This is a genomic window from Variovorax sp. P4_B10 (assembly GCF_056402375.1).
In genome coordinates this window covers 1-17,379 of sequence record NZ_JBFUHN010000003.1, presented here as the reverse complement: position 1 = coordinate 17,379, position 17,379 = coordinate 1, and the positions used below count along the sequence as shown (strand labels likewise).

At 64.0% G+C, this 17,379-nt stretch carries 17 protein-coding genes; 9 read left to right on the top strand and 8 right to left on the bottom strand.

Annotated features, from left to right (window positions below; all coding sequences use genetic code 11):
* Nucleotides 1-3: 3 nt before the first annotated feature.
* Both AC1DXX_RS02395 and AC1DXX_RS02390 read left to right on the top strand, forming a co-directional pair.
* Nucleotides 4-468, top strand: a complete 465-nt coding sequence (locus AC1DXX_RS02395) for a hypothetical protein (protein ID WP_478132567.1) — start codon at nt 4-6, stop codon at nt 466-468.
* Between the two features lie 165 nt (nt 469-633).
* Nucleotides 634-987: a phage holin family protein gene (locus AC1DXX_RS02390; protein WP_478132566.1), complete on the top strand. Its 354-nt coding sequence runs from the start codon at nt 634-636 to the stop codon at nt 985-987.
* Between the two features lie 24 nt (nt 988-1,011).
* Here AC1DXX_RS02390 and AC1DXX_RS02385 read toward each other — a convergent pair whose 3' ends face one another.
* Nucleotides 1,012-2,580, bottom strand: coding sequence for a M48 family metalloprotease (locus AC1DXX_RS02385; RefSeq protein ID WP_478132565.1), 1,569 nt, complete (start codon nt 2,578-2,580; stop codon nt 1,012-1,014).
* A gap of 53 nt (nt 2,581-2,633) precedes the next feature.
* On the opposite strand from AC1DXX_RS02385, the gene moaC reads away from it, so the two are divergent.
* A complete protein-coding gene (moaC, locus tag AC1DXX_RS02380; protein ID WP_478132564.1) occupies nt 2,634-3,116 on the top strand; it encodes a cyclic pyranopterin monophosphate synthase MoaC in 483 nt (160 codons plus the stop codon).
* Between the two features lie 21 nt (nt 3,117-3,137).
* On the opposite strand, the gene AC1DXX_RS02375 is transcribed toward moaC, so the two are convergent.
* A complete protein-coding gene (locus AC1DXX_RS02375; protein ID WP_478132724.1) occupies nt 3,138-4,862 on the bottom strand; it encodes a PglL family O-oligosaccharyltransferase in 1,725 nt (574 codons plus the stop codon).
* 153 nt (nt 4,863-5,015) lie between these two features.
* Between AC1DXX_RS02375 and AC1DXX_RS02370 the strand changes: the two genes are divergently transcribed.
* Genes AC1DXX_RS02370 through AC1DXX_RS02345 form a run of 6 tightly spaced genes read left to right on the top strand, consistent with a single transcriptional unit; the run spans nt 5,016 to nt 12,483 of the window.
* On the top strand, nt 5,016-5,516 hold the full coding sequence (locus AC1DXX_RS02370) for a type IV pilin protein (protein ID WP_478132563.1): 501 nt from the start codon (nt 5,016-5,018) through the stop codon (nt 5,514-5,516).
* Nucleotides 5,486-6,133, top strand: coding sequence for a GspH/FimT family pseudopilin (locus AC1DXX_RS02365; RefSeq protein ID WP_478132562.1), 648 nt, complete (start codon nt 5,486-5,488; stop codon nt 6,131-6,133). Before AC1DXX_RS02370 ends, AC1DXX_RS02365 begins: the two co-directional genes overlap by 31 nt.
* A complete protein-coding gene (pilV, locus tag AC1DXX_RS02360) occupies nt 6,130-6,525 on the top strand; it encodes a type IV pilus modification protein PilV (RefSeq protein ID WP_478132561.1) in 396 nt (131 codons plus the stop codon). Before AC1DXX_RS02365 ends, pilV begins: the two co-directional genes overlap by 4 nt.
* Complete coding sequence (locus AC1DXX_RS02355; RefSeq protein WP_478132560.1) at nt 6,525-7,697, top strand: PilW family protein; 1,173 nt, start codon at nt 6,525-6,527, stop codon at nt 7,695-7,697. Before pilV ends, AC1DXX_RS02355 begins: the two co-directional genes overlap by 1 nt.
* A complete protein-coding gene (locus tag AC1DXX_RS02350; protein ID WP_478132559.1) occupies nt 7,694-8,302 on the top strand; it encodes a hypothetical protein in 609 nt (202 codons plus the stop codon). Before AC1DXX_RS02355 ends, AC1DXX_RS02350 begins: the two co-directional genes overlap by 4 nt.
* A gap of 17 nt (nt 8,303-8,319) precedes the next feature.
* Nucleotides 8,320-12,483, top strand: coding sequence for a PilC/PilY family type IV pilus protein (locus AC1DXX_RS02345; RefSeq protein WP_478132558.1), 4,164 nt, complete (start codon nt 8,320-8,322; stop codon nt 12,481-12,483).
* 125 nt (nt 12,484-12,608) lie between these two features.
* On the opposite strand, the gene AC1DXX_RS02340 is transcribed toward AC1DXX_RS02345, so the two are convergent.
* The 6 genes from AC1DXX_RS02340 to AC1DXX_RS02315 form a co-directional block, all read right to left on the bottom strand.
* The gene (locus AC1DXX_RS02340) at nt 12,609-12,878 is read right to left on the bottom strand and encodes a hypothetical protein (RefSeq protein WP_478132557.1); all 270 of its coding nucleotides are present in this window, start codon (nt 12,876-12,878) and stop codon (nt 12,609-12,611) included.
* Between the two features lie 30 nt (nt 12,879-12,908).
* On the bottom strand, nt 12,909-13,691 hold the full coding sequence (locus AC1DXX_RS02335) for a pilin glycosylation ligase domain-containing protein (RefSeq protein ID WP_478132556.1): 783 nt from the start codon (nt 13,689-13,691) through the stop codon (nt 12,909-12,911).
* 45 nt (nt 13,692-13,736) lie between these two features.
* Nucleotides 13,737-14,255 carry a pilin gene (locus AC1DXX_RS02330; protein ID WP_478132555.1) on the bottom strand — a complete coding sequence of 173 codons (519 nt, stop codon included), beginning with the start codon at nt 14,253-14,255 and terminating at the stop codon, nt 13,737-13,739.
* A 76-nt stretch (nt 14,256-14,331) separates the two neighbouring features.
* Nucleotides 14,332-14,841 (bottom strand): pilin, encoded by a 510-nt coding sequence (locus tag AC1DXX_RS02325; protein WP_478132554.1) that lies wholly within the window; start codon nt 14,839-14,841, stop codon nt 14,332-14,334.
* 202 nt (nt 14,842-15,043) lie between these two features.
* Complete coding sequence (locus AC1DXX_RS02320; RefSeq protein WP_478132553.1) at nt 15,044-15,847, bottom strand: 3',5'-cyclic-nucleotide phosphodiesterase; 804 nt, start codon at nt 15,845-15,847, stop codon at nt 15,044-15,046.
* A gap of 29 nt (nt 15,848-15,876) precedes the next feature.
* Nucleotides 15,877-17,379: adenylate/guanylate cyclase domain-containing protein (locus AC1DXX_RS02315; protein ID WP_478132552.1), on the bottom strand; the 1,503-nt coding region annotated here is incomplete at its 5' end.

Sequence of the window (17,379 nt, the reverse complement as noted above, 5' to 3'; positions counted from 1 at the left end):
CGCGTGGAAAAGATCATTCTTTATGTCGACGACGCCGCCTACGCCTGCGCGCAGTTCGCCGAACTTGCGCCGGACGCGAACAGCGTCGTGGCGCGCCATTGGGTGCTCGTGGCCTGTGCGCCGCGCATGACACATCGCATCAGCAAGTGGGTGAGCCACAGCGCGCGCGAGAACTGGCGTGCCAAGTGGTTCAGCAAGGTGCAGGCACAGCTGCTGCCCCTGCTCGAGCGCAACGGCGGACAGGTGACGCCGGTGCTGGCCAAGGGGCCGCTGGCCGAACTGACGCTGCAACTGAAGCGCGAGCATTCGGCCACGCACGTGGTCGATGCGCGCCGCCCGAAGATCGGTGTCGACCTGGAACCGGTCACGCCCGAACAGACGCCGGCCCACCAGTCGGGCTGGGCCTTTCCCGGCGCAGTAATGGGCATGGGTGCGCTGCTGGTGCTCGCGAACGAACTCGCCGAATAGGCACACCCCCAGGCTGCGCGCACTTCGTGTCGCTTCGCCTACCCCCTTGCAGGGGGCAACACCAGCGGCCCGGCAAAGCCGGTTCCGCGGTGTTTCTGGCAATACACACCCACTGCGGCATGGCGGGGCTCGTCGCAGCAGGGGCTCTGGGGTATCCTGCGCCGCATGCGCATCATCATCAAATGGCTGCTCAGCGCCGTCGCGCTGCTGGCGGTGGCCTATCTCTACCGCGGTGTCCAGGTCAACAGCTTCGGCTCCGCGCTGATCGCGGCCGCGGTGATCGGCTTGCTCAACATGATCGTGCGACCGGTGCTGGTGGTGCTGACGCTGCCGGTGACCATCGTCACGCTCGGGCTGTTCCTGTTCGTGATCAACGCACTGCTGTTCTGGGCCGCGTCGGGCCTGCTGACCGGCTTTCACGTCAACGGCTTCGTGGCCGCGCTGATCGGCTCGCTGATCTATTCGCTGCTGGGCCTGCTCATCGAGACTGCACTGGGCGGGCTGCTCTCCAGGCGCTGAGCACCGCCGCGCTGCTGCCGGCTGCTACTGCCTCAACGGCGGCTCCTCGGCCTGCTGCTTCACCAGGACATCGACCGCGCGTGCGCGGGTGTCGATGATCGACGCCTCGTAGTGGTCGATGGACGCCCCCGACTTGCGCATCAGCTCCTGCGCGGCCTTGAAACGGTCGCGCGCCGCGGGGTAGTCGAGGATCGCCACGTTGGCTTCGGCGTCGGCGCGCACCGCGCGCAGCGTGTCGTTCTGGGCGCCATAGAGGTTGGCCAGCGTGTGCCACGCCGTGGCATCGCGCGGGTTGGCGGCCACCCAGTCGCGCAGGACGGAAATCATCGGCGCGGGCTGGCGCGTTGCCGTCGTCGCCTCGGCCGCGAGCATCATCTCGGGCCGCTCCTTCGACTTGGCATCGAGCAGCGCGGCCGCCTTGGCGGGCGCSCCCGCCGCCAACTCGATCTCTGCGTTGAGCCAGCGCGCCTGCTTGGCTGCGGATGCATCGTCCGCGGTGCGCGCCACCAGCCGCTCGACCAATGCGCGTGCCGCCTTGTAGTCGCGCAGTTCCTTGGCCGCCAGCGCCGCCGCATAAAGTGTTCCGGCCTGCTGGGCTGGCGTGCTCCTGGCGAACTCGCCGCTGGCCGCCGACGCGATCCAGAGCCGCAGCACGTCGACACCCGGCCGCGTCAGCACGCGGGCGCGCGAGGCGATCATGGCGTGGTCCATGGCGAGCGGCATCGCGGGCGCCGCGTCGATCCGGAACTGGAACCGGCCCTGCATGTCGGAAATGCGCTCGGTCGTCAGCGGGTGGCTGCGCAGGTAGGGGTACGAGCCGTTGTCATTCAGGCGCGCGGCGTACTGCAGCTTCTCGAACATCGCCGCCGCGCCTTGCGGCGCGAAGCCCGCCTGCGTCATCACGCCGAAGCCGATGCGATCGGCCTCGCGCKCCATGTCGCGCGAGAAGCTCAGCTGGTTCTGCACGAAGAGCGCCTGGCTGCCCATGATCACGGCCTGCCCGGCGTCCGCGTTGCGGCTCTTGCTGGCCGCGATCATCCCGAGGATCAGGCCGGCAAGCATCAACGGCATCTGCTTGCCCTGCTTGCTCATGATCCGGGAAATATGGCGTTGCGTGACGTGCGAGAGCTCATGCCCGAGCACGGTGGCCAGCTCGTCGCGGCTGCCGACCGCGGCGACAAGGCCGAGGTTCAGCCCCAGGTAGCCGCCCGGCAGCGCGAAGGCATTGATGTTGCGGTCGCGGCCCAGAAGAATGGTCCAGGCGAAGCGCTCGTCGAGTTCGGGCGTGAGTTCGCCGCGCGTGCGCGCTGCCGTCAGCAAACGCTGCCAGATCTCCTGCACATAGGCGGCGATCACCGGGTCGTCGATGTAGTCGGTGTCGCGGTACAACTCGCGCGCGATCTGGTCACCCAGGTGGCGCTCGGCGCTGGCGGTCATCTCGCCGCCGTCGCCCAGGCCGGGCAGGGCCTGCATCTGCGCGCTGGCGGGCACCGGCAGCAGAACCTGGGAAGCTATCAAAACAGTAGCGCAGATCGCCCGCAGGGCGAGCGTGAAAGCGGGGGAATTCTTGGCAGAAGGAGTCAAGCGCGGCATTCCTCGTCCATGGCTCGGGCTCGTATGATGCACCTCTCAGCCGAACGTTCACCATGAGCACTCTTACCCATTTTGACGCCCAGGGCCAGGCCCACATGGTCGACGTGGCCGCCAAGCCGGCCACCCACCGCGTGGCCGTGGCCACGGGATGCATCGAGATGCAGGCGGCGACGCTGGCCTTGATCGAGTCGGGAACGGCGAAGAAAGGGGATGTGCTGGGGGTTGCGCGGATCGCCGGCATTCAGGCGGCCAAGAAGACCAGCGACCTGATTCCGCTGTGCCATCCACTGGCGCTGACGCGGGTGGCGTTGGCGTTTGCGCTGGCTGAAGGGGGCACGGCACCGCAAGTGGTGTGCACGGCCACTGTCGAGACAGTGGGGCCGACCGGGGTGGAGATGGAAGCGCTGACCGCCGTGCAGGTGGCGCTGCTCACGATCTACGACATGTGCAAGGCGGTGGACCGGGGGATGCGGATCACCGATGTGCATGTGTTGGAGAAGCATGGGGGGAAGTCGGGGAGCTACGTGGCGGGGTAAGGGCAAAGTCCAACCGGGGGGCTAAGGCGTCCGGGCGTCGACAGGCTGGCCCTTCAGCCAGTGCTCATATTCCTCCGGAAAGGCGATGCGGAAACGCTCCGCCTGATCCCGGGCTTCCTGGTCCCGCCCCATCAGTTCGGCGCTCTCGATCAGCCTGACGATCACGCGGGGCTCGGGCGAAAAGTGCAGCGTGCGCTCGGCGAGTGAATGAATGGCTGCAGCATTGGCAGGGGTGACTGCCGTGAGCGTCAGTTCGGCGAAACCCACCTGCTTTGCGAAGAGCCAGGACCCTTTGATCTTGGCCAGCGTGTCGTCCTCATACGCTGGCGAACGCTCGTCGCGCGGCAGGTAGATCTGGCTGATGCGCATGTAGTCCCAAGTGGAATAGCCGACCACCACCATCAGCACCGCAGCCCCCACGGAAGACAAGACGGACGCCTCGAGCCACCCGGCCTTGAAGCGTTGCCGCAATGAAGCCAAACCGGCGCACCGGGCCGGCCACAGCATTCCCAGGCACAGCCCGAACGCCAACTGGAACGGCCCGTACCAGAGCGGATATTCGAGCAGGCTGTGCAATGCGATCGCGCCCAGCATGCCCCACGCCATGAGCCGCGCCGGATCGCGTTCGCGCCAGGGTCTTGCCGCCATCACCATCCAGATGAAACCGCCGCAGAGCAGCACGGACGCCGGTATGCCCAATTCCACGGCGATGTGCAGCGGCAGGTTGTGCGCGTTGTCCAGAATTTCGGGGAATCGGGGCCCGTCATACAGCGTGCTGTAGTGCGCAAAGCCCAGCTCGCCCCAGCCCCAGCCCGTCAAGGGATGCTCGGCGATCAGCGCGAGCACATTGCGCCAGAGAATCAGCCGGGTGTGATCGCCGGGCGCGCCTTCCTGCAGACGCCGCATCATGCCCTCGACCTCGCCTGCCGCGAGTTGCGGCAGCACCCACGCGATAGCGAAATAGATCGGAACCATGGCCAGCAGCACCAGCGGTGGCGGCAAGCTGAAGCGAATGCTGGCGCTTCTTCCTTCGGACCCGCCGCGGCGTTCCCGCCACGCAATCAAGGCCGCAACGCCCACGATCGACAGCAGCTGAAGCAAACCGGTGCGCGAGGTAGACGCCGCCGCGGCCACCAGCAACAGCAAGGCAGCCGCCAACAGCCAACGCCGCTTGTGCACAGACGTCTGCGTGGCATGGATCCAGAGCACGGCCACCAGCGCCATGCTGATCAGCGTGGCGAACTGGTTGCGCTGGCGCAGGTTCCCGTACGCCTGGCCCAAGGCGGGCGCAGTGGTCCAGGGAACCAGCGGCTCGGCCAGCCCGTAGTACTGAAGCAGGCCAAGCACGGCACTGCCGAGGCCGGCCGCCAGGACGCCCACCGCCAGCACCGCCGAGGTGGATGGCCCGCCGCGCGCCATGCCAGCCCCTATGCAAGCCGCAGCCGTCATGGCGCCCAGAACCACGACAGCAGGAAGCCACGAAGCGGCCGCGCCATGTGAAGCAAGCATGATCGCCACCATTCCGGCCGTCAGCCAAGCCCAGACGCCGTGCGCCGGCACGCCAGGAGGAATGGCCAGAAGCATCGCCGCGACGCAGGCCCAGGTTGCCAGCAACTGCCAAGCCTGAACCGAAGGGCCCGCCACGAGCGGGCAGAGAAAAGGGAATGCAACCAGGCCGGCGCGCACGGCGCCGATGGCTTTGGAGGGGAGGGCCGACGCCCCGAGGGGCGCTGCGCGGGAAGTCATTTCACCGATTGTGCCGACCGGCTGGGCCGACGAATGGCCGTGGACGGCGGACGAGCGGTTTTGCAAAAAAACACAATTGGAGACATTCTTTGACAACTGTCTGCAACTGTTGCTCGACTCCGTTTTTGGAGCGTACGAGCCCGAAAGGTGTCAATGAAACAACATTTGGTTCCGCGCCAAACCATGAGAGATCGACGCGGTTCACGTGGCTTCACGCTGATCGAGATGATGATCACCGTGGTGATCGTCGGCGTGCTGGCCGCGATTGCCATTCCCGTTTATCAGGATTACGTGCGGCGCGGCTACGTGGTGGACGGTACCAATGCCCTATCGACCATGCGCGCCGACATGGAGCGCTATTTCCAGGACAACCGTACCTATGCCACGTCGGGAACGCTGGTCCCGCCGTGCGATTCCACTGTTGCCGCCAGCAAGCGCACCTTCGGCAATTTCGTGGTGACCTGCCCGGCACCCGGCGCACCCACAGGAACGACCTACACGCTCAAGGCAGCGGGCAGTGGCCCAGCCAACGGCGCCGTCTACACGATCAATGAACTGAACGTGCGCGCTACGACCGGGATGCCTTCCGGGTGGTCGGGTTGGACCAGCACCTGCACCACTTCGTGGATCGTGAAAAAGGGGCAGGCGTGCTGAAACAGCGGGTCTCCTGTCGGCGTCGGAGCGGTTTCACCCTGGTCGAGATGATCGTGGTCGTCGCGATCATGGCGCTCCTTGCCGCGCTCGCCACGCCCTCCATGATCGGATGGGTCCGGAACAACAAGATCCGCACAGTCAGCGATTCGTTGCAAAACGGACTGCGCCTCGCCCAGTCCGAAGCCACACGCCGCAGCCGGCAGGTTGTTTTCTCGCTGACGGACGACAAACCCAGTGCCAGCGGCTACACGGCCAAGACCGATGGCAACAACTGGGCGATCAACACGGTGACGTCGATGACCAGCGGCGAAACCAGCGCGTTCGTCGAAGCCGGCATCTTGCGCGACGTCGGCTCGAACGTCGTGATCTCAGGGCCGGCGGCGATCTGCTTCAACTCCCTTGGCCGCATCGTTGCGAATGCCTCGCCAGGCGTAACCAGCGCTGCTTGCAGCCTCCCGGCAACAGCCGTGTATTCGTACACCGTCCAGATGAGCGATAGCGTCACAGGCGACCGCCCGTTGCGGGTCACCGTTGCACTGGGCGGACAGGTTCGCTTGTGCGACCCGGCCAGAACCCTTTCAGGCAGCCAGCCAGACGGCTGCCCCGCATCACCATGAACCGCCCCCCCGCCTCTTCTCGTCGTGGCCAAACCGGCGTCGCGCTGCTCGAAGTCCTGGTTTCGGTGCTGCTCTTTTCGCTCGGCCTGCTTGGCYTGATTGGTCTTCAGGCGCGCGCGATCAGCTTTTCGAGCGATGCGGAAGATCGCAACCGTGCTGCATTGCTCGCCAACGAAGTGGTCGCATTGATGTGGCTCAACAAATCGGTGACCGTTCCCGCGGCTGCCCTGGCCAACTGGAAAACACGTGTCGGCAGCCCGCAAACGGGCGGCCTGCCCGCCGGCAATGGAGATGTGGTGCCGGATGGCACGGCCGTCACCGTGACCATTACCTGGCGCGCCCCATCGCACGATGCAGACAGCCAACTCACGACACGCGTCGTCTTGCCCTGATGAACAAGTTGCACACTCCATGGGCCGCGCGAGAACGTGGCCTGACGTTGATCGAACTGCTGGTCGCCATGACCATAGGCCTGGTGGTGACGCTGGCCGTCACCAGCGCCGTGACCTTCGGTGAATCGACCAAGCGCACGACCACATCGGTCAACGACATGGGCCAATCGGGCTCCTACGCCGCCTATCTGCTCGACCGTGCAGTGCGCAGCGCCGGCTCCGGCTTCACTCAGTCGTGGGACCTTGGCGTATTCGGCTGCAAGCTGCAGGCCAAACGAGGCAATGCAGCGATCTTGCCGCGCGCGACCGCATTTCCCGTTCCATTCGAGAAATTCCTGGGGGGCGCCACCGGTAGCGCCAACCTGCGCGTCACCCCCTTGCTGATTGGCAAAGGGCAGTCTCCGGACGGAAACTCCGACGTGCTGATGGTGATGAGCGGCAATGGCGCCGCAGGCGACGTGCCGCGCCCGATCATCGCCGCGGGCGCGAGCGACAACATCGTGCGCCTGGATAACACGGTTCAGATGAAGAAGAACGATCTCGCATTGATCAGCCAGGTCGGAACCACGGACTGCCTGCTCGAGCAAGTCGACTCGAGTTTTCTCGACAGCGCAAGCAACGAGCTTTTGACCCTGAGCGGCACTTACTACACGGCGGGTGTCGGAACCACGCTCAAAACGCTGGCCGCCAGCGGGACGGCGAACCTGACTCTCCTGGGCAACGACGACGCCAAGAACGTGCAGTTCCAACTGTTCGGCGTGAGCTCCGATCGGGCCCTGTTCAGCTACGACATGCTGCGCAGCAATGGCACGGATGCCTCCCAGGCACTGGTCGATGGCGTGATGGAGATGCACGCGCTCTACGGCATCGACACGAACACGGACGGGATCCTCGACGCGTGGGTGGCTCCCGATGCAACGGGCTATGACATCACGACGATGATGACCACGCCGGCGACAGCGAGACAGGTCGTCGCCGTCCGCGTTGGCCTCGTGCTGCGAAGTGCCACCCTCGAAAGGGATGAGGTCTCGCTCGCAATTCCTGCCATGTTCAGCGACACGGCAAGCCCTCGGCCCGCAGTCGCGCTGACAGGCGACAACCGCCGCTACCGGTACCGGCTCGTCGAATTCACCATTCCGCTGCGCAACGTGCTGTTGCTGCCTACATCATGAACATTCCCCTCCACCGGCGACCCGCAGAACGCGGTGTCGTGCTCCTGCTTTGCCTCATCGTTCTGGTCGTCCTGTTGGCCGGCGGCGTGGCAGTCATGCGCTCCATGAACACCTCGCTGTCCAGCGCGGGCAACCTGGCGTTCAAGCGCGATCTGGTCAACCAGGGCGAACAAGCCGCGGACACCGCGTTGAAGCTCTTCAGTACCGGCGCGCTGTCTGCCGTCGGGGCCGATCTCGTGAGCGTGAAAGATGTCAACTACAGCGCGGAAAGACTGCCGTCGAACGATCGCGGCATTCCGCTCGCGTTGCTCAGCGACAGCGCATTCGATGCGGTGGCCAGCGCTGCGAAAGACATCGAAGACACCTCGCGCAAGGACCACGTCAAGGTTCGCTATGTCATCGACCGCCTCTGCAACGCGCCCGGCGCGTCAAGCAAGAGCAACTGCGTGTATGCCCCGGCAACCACCGACGTGCGAGGCGGAAGCGTGCAGGAATCGCAGCGGCCGCCACCGCCCAAGGCATTGGTCTACAGATTGAGCGTCCGCGTGGACGGCCCTCGCGATACGCAGGTGTTTCTGCAGTCCTCTTTCACGAAACCCGAATAACGAATCGCGGACACGCCATGAATACACCCTCAGTTTCTGTCGCACGCATTGCCTGCGCCGCTGCGCTTGCCGCCGCATTCCTGGGCATATCAGGCCCCACCCAGGCCGCCAGCCTGGCAAACCAGCCTGTATTTTCAACATCCAACGTACCGGGCAACCTGGCCTTGACGCTGTCAGTGGAATGGCCGACCGCTTCGCGCACGGCGCACACGGCCGATTACGCAAGCAGCAGCACCTTCTTAGGCTACTTCGACCCGGACAAGTGCTACACCTATGTCTCCGACGCTACCCGCAACGAGACCAACACAGGGGACAAGAGCTACTTCAATCCAACCGGCTTGGCCACGGCCCACAAGTGCAACGCAGTTGCGGGAACCTGGAGCGGCAATTTCCTGAATTGGGCCGCAACCGCAACCATCGATCCGTTCCGCTGGGCCATGACCGGCGGCAGACGCGTGGTGGATACCCAAACCGAGACCATCCTGGAAAAGGGATATCACTCAGGGCAAGGCCTGTTCGCCGATCGCAACCTGCCCGTGAGCGAAATTGCCGGGGCGACCCCGTTCCCCCAAGCGACCAGCCTCGGCATCTCGGTCAATGGACGGGGCTATGCCATGCGAATCACCACCACCGGCGGTACGCTCAAGGGTGAATACTTCAAGAAGGCCAACAAGTCGCTGACAGGCTCGGTCGATGCGACCGTTGCCCAAGACACTGCCGATCACGATTGGGGTGCGAATGAGCCCGTGTCGGGCATCGGGAAGGACAACTTCGCGGCGCGGTATACAGGCACGTTCGTTGCGCCAACGACCGGAACCTATACCTTCCGCGTGCGTGCCGACGATGGCGTGCGTCTGTGGATATCCAACGTTCTCAAGATCGACAAGTGGATCGACCAGGGCGCGACGGATTACGACGCAACCGTGACCCTGAACGCCGGGCAAAACTTCGATGTCAAGCTCGAGTACTACGAGAACAGCGGTAGCGCATCCCTGCAGTTCTCGTGGAAGAAGCCAGGCGACAACTCCTTCAGCATCTTCACGAGCGACGTCGGCGCAGCAACCTCCGGCGACTACACCATGCGCAACAAGGTGTGCGTGCCCACGGCACCCGGTGGCGTGGAGAGCAATTGCAAACAGTACGGCTCCAACTGGAAGCCCGAGGGACTGATTCAGCAGTATTCGCGAAGAATGCGTTTCAGCGCGTTCGGCTATTTGAACGAAAGCGGCAATGGACGTGACGGTGGCGTGCTGCGGGCGCGTCAGAAATTCGTCGGGCCGTTGCAGCCGGTGCCGGGCCTTCCGGACGTCGCCAACACCCAGAAGGAATGGGACGACAACGGGGTTTTCGTTCGCAACCCCAACCCGACGGATGCCGCGGCCACTTCCGCCAATGGCGTGACCATCAGCGACAGCGGGGTGATCAACTACCTCAACAAGTTCGGCCAATTGATCCCGGGCAACTACAAGTCCAACGACCCGGTCAGCGAACTCTATTACGCGGCATTGCGCTATTACCGGAATCTGGGCAATGTGCCCGAGTGGAGCAACCTGAACACCACGGACACCGCCACCACCGCGACGCGGCTCGACGGCTTCCCGGTGATCACCAACTGGGACGACCCGATCCAGTATTCGTGCCAGCGCAACTTCGTTCTGGGCATCGGCGACATCTACACCCACGGGGACAAGAATCTGCCGGGCAACACCAACACCGCCAACGAGCCGGCCATGCCCACGGCAGTCACCGCCGACACCACGGTCAATTCGGTGACGGCGACCAACAAGGTCGGCCAGCTGCAAGGCATGGGCGACGACCTCGGCACGCGGACGAACGTCTCGAACAACTGCTGCAGCAACAACTCCGCACGCATGGCGGGCCTCGCCTACGATGCCAACACGAAGGACATTCGTCCCGACGTGGCCGGCAGTCCCAACACCATCGGCAAGCAGACTGTGCAGACCTACTGGGTCGACGTGCTCGAGCAGGCCTTTCAGGCGAACAACCAGTTCTATCTGGCATCGAAATTCGGCGGCCTCAAGATTCCCACGAATCTGCAGAGCACCTTCGACCCCTACGCCTTCACCGGCCCGATCCCGCAGACCTGGTGGGCAACCAGCACCGACATGCTCACGGACACGCGCGGCTCCGGCACGACGCAGCCCCGGCCGGACAACTACTTCACGGCCGGCCGCCCCGACTCGATGGTGGATGGGCTGACGCGGGCTTTTGCCAGCATTGCCAACGCCATCAAGTCGTACACCACGTCGTTCTCGCTGTCGAGCCCGCAAGTTTCGTCGGCAGGTGCGGCTTCCTACTCGTCGCAATACGATTCCAACGGATGGACCGGCGTGCTCACCGGCAGCCTGCTCACCTTTCCGAGCGGCGTGCCGACGCTGAGCGAACGCTGGAACAGTTCCACGACGCTTGAAGCCCAGTTGACCGGCGCGGGCTGGGATACCGGCCGCCAGGTGGTCACCTGGAGCGGCACTGCGGGGGTGCCTTTCCGCAAGGCCAATCTCACGGCGGCCCAGTTGACCGCCCTCGACACGCCATGGGCAACCGGCGATGACAGCGAAGATTTCCTCAACTACCTGCGCGGAGACCGCAGCAAGGAAAGAACCGCCACCGACGACACCAAGCCCTACCGCCGGCGCACGCTGCTGCTTGGCGACATCGTGAATGCAAAGGTCACACCCGTAGGTCCGCCTTCGGCACAGCTCTCGAACACCGTGAACCCAGGGTATGCCGCATTCAAGACGGCGCGCGCCAGCCGGCCGACCATGGTCTATGCGGGCGCCAACGACGGCATGCTGCACGCCTTCAACGGCGCCTTGACCGGAACGAGCGCAGGCAAGGAGCAGTTCGCCTACGTGCCCAGCCCGTTGTTCTCCGGCCCCGGCAGCCCGGCCACGCCTTCGCTCGACGGCCTGCGCCAGCTTGGCAACCCGGACTACGACCACCACTACTACGTGGACGCTTCGCCCAAGGCCTTCGACATCGACTTCAACACTGCCGGCGGCACTTTCACGACCGGCGCAACCGGCACTGGCGCCGATTGGCGCACCGTTCTGATCGGCGGTCTCGGCAAAGGGGGCAAGGGCTTCTACGCCATCGACGTGACCGATCCCGCAAGCATGACGACCGAAGACGTCGTCAAGACCAAGATTCTTTGGGAGTTCACGGGCGCGACGACTGGCGTCAGCAACACGCTGGGATTCAGTTTCGGGGCCCCCATCGTGCTGAAGACCAAAAAGTATGGCTGGGTGGTGGTGTTCACCTCGGGCTACAACAATGGCGATGGCTTCGGCTACATCTACTTCGTGAACCCGAGAAACGGCGCGCTGCTCGAAAAGGTTCAGACCGGCAATTCTTCTGCGGGGCTGACCCAGGCGACCGCCTACATTGGCGACTTCACCGACGGAACGGCCGATGCGCTTTACGCCGGTGACCTGAACGGCCAACTCTGGCGCTTCGACGTGACGGCCGCCAAGGGCAGCACAGGCCTCTACCCTGCACCGTTGAAGCTTGCAACACTTGCGGATGCAAATGGCAATGCGCAGCCGATCACCACGCAGCCGCTGGTGGAAATCGATCCAAAAACGAAGAAGCGCTACGTCATGTTTGGCACAGGCCAGTTGCTGGATACGGTCGACATCAGCTCGGCCGCGGCGCAGAGCTTCTACGCCCTCGTCGATGGCAATGCGGCAAGCTTTGGCACCGGCGGCACCTATCCGATGACACGGAGCCTTTTGACGGAAATCACGGAGGCCAATCTGAAGGGCACCACGCCGGTGAACTTCGGCACCACCCAAGGCTGGTACCTCGACCTGGGCAAGGACACGACCATTGCCTGGCGCATGGTGCTGAACCCGACTTCGTTCAACGGCGTGGTGCTGTTCTCGAGCCTGCTGACAACGGGCAACGCCTGCAGCCCTTCCGGCCAAAGCCGCATCTATGCGGTGAACTACGGATCGGGCAACTCCGCGCTGCTTCCGGCGGGGACTGCCTATGTCAGCTACAGCAGCGCAATTACCGACATCCAGATCATCAACAACAACGGCAGGATGCAAGGCATTGCCGGTGACGTGGACGGTGGGCTCCACCCCCCGCCTATCGACTTCGGCAAGGGGACGTCGCTGCGGTTGTTGAACTGGCGGGAAGTGCCGGCGATCGATTGAGTGGACGGAGGTTCGGCAGCCCGTGCTTGAGCGGAAACGCGATGCTGAATCGCTCCGCTTCAGCACGGGCTTCTTCATGGAGGCCCAGCGGTTCAGCTCAGGCGAGAAATGCAGGATGCATCCGATCAGTACACGCACCTCTCAGCATTGGCGGGCGTGACTGGCGTCAGCGTGAGCTTGGCGAAGTTCACTTGGGTTGCAGCCAGGAACCCTGCAGTTCGACGAAACGGTTCGCGCTCACGCCAAGGTTTTGCGGTAATCACCAACCAGAGAAACCCGCCGCAAATCAATACGGCGGCGGGAATGCCGAGCTCCACCGCAAGGTGCAAGGGCAAGTTGTGCGCTTTGTCGAGAATTTCGACAAAGCGTGCCTCTGGATAAGGCGTGCTGTGCATGCAATGCGCGAAGCTCAGCTCGCCCCACCCTCAACCGGTCCACGGACGCTCGGCGATCAGGGTGAGCACGTTGCGCCAGAGAATGAGCCGGCTCTGCCCCATGGGCGCGCCTTCGCTCAGGCGCTGCATCATGCCGTCGACACCACACCACTGCCTGCGAGTTGACGCCGCAGCGGCGACCAGCAGAGGCGAAACCATGCCCACCCACAGCAGGCGTCGCTGCACCGACCCGCCGCGATAGCGCGCGTAGAGCCAAAGCGCCGCGATCAGCGCCATGCCGATCAGGCTTGCGAATTGATTGCGTTGCCGCAGGTTGCCGAAGGCCTGGCCGGCGCCGGGTTCGGTGGTCCACGGATGGAGAAGGCCGGCGAGGCCGTAGTACTGGAGCAATCCAAGCACTGCGCTGACGGTTCCTGCCCACAGCAGGCCGTGAGCCAGCGCGGCTTGCATCCGCGCGCGATCCTGCACGAGCGCAGCACCGGCGAAGGCGGCCATGCCGGTTGCGAACACGACTGCGACGGCAGACAGCCTGGGGCCGATTCCGAGACGAGGGCTCTGGAAGACCGCGATGAGCACCGCACCCGCAGCGAGCCACAAGGTTACCGATGGATGCGGCTTGAGATGCTTCGCTCCAGACAAGAGGAGCAAGGCCGCGATGCAGAGCCAAGACACCAGCTGTTGCCAGACGTTGACCGAGGGGCCAGCAACAATCGGAAAGAGAAAAGGCGACGCAATCAGTGCGCTGCAGATCAGGGGAGAAAAGTTTTGCTTGGCAGTGTCGTCAGCGCTGGCATACGTTGCGAAGAAACTCATCTGAGCGATTTTGCCTGCGCCTGTTGGCCCGAGGCGGATCACCCACTAGAGCGGGCATGCTGAAGAAACGTACTTCGCATCGATGTTGGCAGCCTTGCAGCTCCAGGATCCGTTCAGGTCGCGCGCCCATGTAATGGTTCCGGCCGTTGCGCCCTGTAGGGGCGCTCCTGCGAGATTTCCGAATGTCGCCACGATCGTTGAGGAAACGGTAGTGGACAGGGAGACTTGCGGAACACCAGTGCCTGCTGCGGACCAGACTACTGCAGTTGTCGGAGCCGCGTTGCCCGCAGTCACCAGGAGATTCGAACCAGTGGCCTGAGGATCACAATTTCCAACCGTCGCAGGATCTCCAACGTTGGTCTTACCTTCCGACAAGCAGACCTCTACCGCCGGCTTGATGGATCCAGACTCGCCGATCACGCGCTGAACCTGAGACCTGAAGACATAAGTTTGATATTGAGGAATTGCGATCGCCGCGAGTATGCCGATGATTGCAACTACGATCATCAATTCAATCAGCGTGAAACCTAGGGCCCGCTTTTTTGACGGCACACTGGTTGTCATGTTTGATTTACCATCTACTAAGTCAACGTTGGGGAAAAAAAAAGCCGCCCGTAGGCGGCTTCATCAGCAAACCGAATTACAGCGGGCAAGCCGAAGTAACGTACTTGGCGTCAACGCTCTTGGCTTGGCATGTCCAAGTACCGTCCAGAGCACGCGACCAAGTAATAGTGCCAGGGCCAGCCTTCAGCGTAGTCGCAGCGCTATTACCAAACGTAGCCACAATGGTGGATGCAGCTGTGGAGGACAGTACCACCTTCGGAACGTCCGTGCCAGTGGGGAGCGTGGCAATCGTGGGGGCTGCGTTACCACCGCCAGCCTGAAGATTCGAACCGGTTGCCTGGGGATCACAATTGCCGGCGGTGGCAGGGTCGCCAACAGCCGTCTTCCCGTCCAGCAGGCATGTTTCAATTGCCGTTTTCAGCGAACCCGATTCAGAAACGACACGTTGAACTTGCGACTTCGCCACATACGTCTGGTACTGCGGAATCGCGATAGCAGCCAAGATACCAATGATCGCCACAACGATCATCAACTCGATCAGGGTGAAACCCTTTTGCACATTGCGTGCGATGGAACGACGGTTCATTCACTAACTCCAGGTTGGTTTGTAAAGCCCGGGAACCAGCCCGGAGCGCAGTATCTTCTGCAGCATCTGTGCCACCCGGTTTCTCCCCCTGCACTGACTGAAAGCGTCACCTTTGTTCACCTTGGTGTTACACCAAGTGACACAACTTGCTTCAAGATGCTACAGGCGGTGACAAATTTGTCATGTCGCACCGGCGGCAAGCTCAGAAAGTCAGGACCCCATCCGCCTTCAGCCAGCGAATATCCCGCTGCGCCAACCCCGCCACCTGGCGCCCTGCCAGGGTCTCGATCTGGCTCATGATTTCCTCGGTTTCCGCCGGCTTGGTGTGGGTGATGTAGATCGGGTAACGCTTCCCCGGATCGATGTGCGCGAGTTCCTCGGCCAGCACCGCGGGAGAGAGGTGCAGGCTGCGTTCCGCCAGGGCCTGCTCGCGGCTGCTAAAGGCCGTTTCGATGACCAGCATGGCCACGTCGAGCGCGTTGACGCGGTCCCAGAAAGGCGCATTGCGCTCTGTGTCTCCGCTGAAGACCCAGTGAGCGCCCCCTTCGGCGCGGCGCACGGCAAAACCACAGGCCGGCACGGTGTGGACGGCCGGCAGCACTTCGATCAGCTTGGGCGCGCAGCTGCCCAGCTGCAGCGTCTGCCCGACCGCGATGTCGTGGAAGCTCACGAACGGCGCTTCGGGGCTCGGGATGCTCTCGAAATCGGGCCAGATGACGTTGTTGAACACATGGGCGCGCAGGGCCTCGATGGTGGCGCGCAGTGCATGCACGCGCAGCGGTTGCGTCCGGCGGCTGCCCACGGCATCGATCATCAGGGGGAGTGCGGCGATGTGGTCGAGGTGGCTGTGCGTGAGCACGACGTCGTCGATGCGGGCCATCTCGTCGAGCGTGAGGTCTCCGACGCCGGTACCGGCATCGACGAGCAGGTCCGTGTCGACCAGAAACGAGGTGGTGCGGCAGTCTTTGGCGATGGCGCCCGAGCAACCCAGCACACGAACCTGCATTGTGAGAGACCCCTTGTATGTGTCTGTCGTCATTTGGTTTCGAACCGGGTTGCGCCGTCCCAGCTTGGGTCTTGCGGACGCAACGCCATGGAGGCTAATCGCTGGGCATAGAGCTGGTAAAGGACTTTTTTGGCATCCGCGGCGAGCAGGGGCTCCAGCAAGCTCCGGCCCACGGCCCAGTCCTGGCGGCGGTAGGCCTCGAGCACCTGGGCCCACCGCTCGAGCTGCTCTTTTTGCTGCGCCGAAACGGCTGTGTCCGCGCCTGCGGCGAGCGGCGTGAAGACTGCAACGGCCTGCGCCTTGCCTTTGACGAGCACGCTGTCCAGCTCCTGCCAGGCGTAGCCGGGCGCCAGTTCGCGTGTCGTGGCGCTCGCCACGATCTCGACGCCGTAGTGGCCGCTCAGGCCTTCGAGCCGCGATGCCAGATTGACCGCATCGCCGACCACGGTGTAGCTGCGGCGTGCGGCGGAGCCCATGTCGCCGACGCTCATCACGCCGCTGTTGATGCCGATGCCCGCGCTGATCTCGGGGAGACCGCTCGCGCGGTGGGTCCGGTTGAGTTCGCGCACGGCATCGGCCATGTCGAGTGCCGCGCGCACGGCCAGCGCCGCGTGATCGGGCGTGTCGATCGGCGCGCCCCAGAAGGCCATGACGCAATCGCCCATGTACTTGTCGACCGTGCCGCGGTGCGCGCTGATCACGTGGGTGAGCCGGCTGAAAACGGTGTTCAGGAAGGCTTGCAATTCGGCCGGCGCCATCTGCTCGGACAGCCGGGTGAAGTTGCGCATGTCGCAGAACATCACGGTCATCTGCTTGCTCTCGGCGCGCATGCTGTAGCGGTCCGGATGCAGGAGCATCTCGTTGACCAGTTGCGGCGGCACGTAGGTGCCGAAGAGCCGCACCAGCCCGCGCCGCGCACGCGATTCGACGAAGTAGCCCCAGTTCATGTTGAGCACGAAAGCCAGCGCCGCCATGACGAGCGCCGATGCAAGCGGCAACACCAGGCCGTGGCTCACATAGAGCCAGGTGTTGAGGCCCACCAGCACGGCGATCGTCCCCGCGCCCAGCAGAACCGCGCGCGGCGCCGACAGCAACGACAACCCGAACGCCAGCGCGAGCCCCGCGACCAGGATGGTGAGCACCTCGTAGGCGGGCGCCTCGTCCGGCACGGCCAGCAGCCGATGGTCGAGCAGGGCCGAGACGACATTGGCATRCACCTCGACACCGGGAAACGCTGCACTCACTGGCGTGGCGCGCAGGTCCTGGAGGCCCGGCGCGGTGGCGCCCACGAGCACGATCCGGCCCTTCAACTCGCCCGGCGCCAGCCGGCCATCGAGCACGTCTGCGGCCGCCACATAGCGGAAAGACCCGCCGTTCGCGCCACCGTTTCCGCGAAAGGGCACCTGCATACCGGCCGCCTGGTCGACCGGTATGCGCAGGCGTCCGAGCATCAAGGATTCGAGCCGCAGCGACGCGCCACCGGCCGCAAAGGCGGGCAACACCGGCGGCGACCCGTTCGCGAGCTCGCGAGC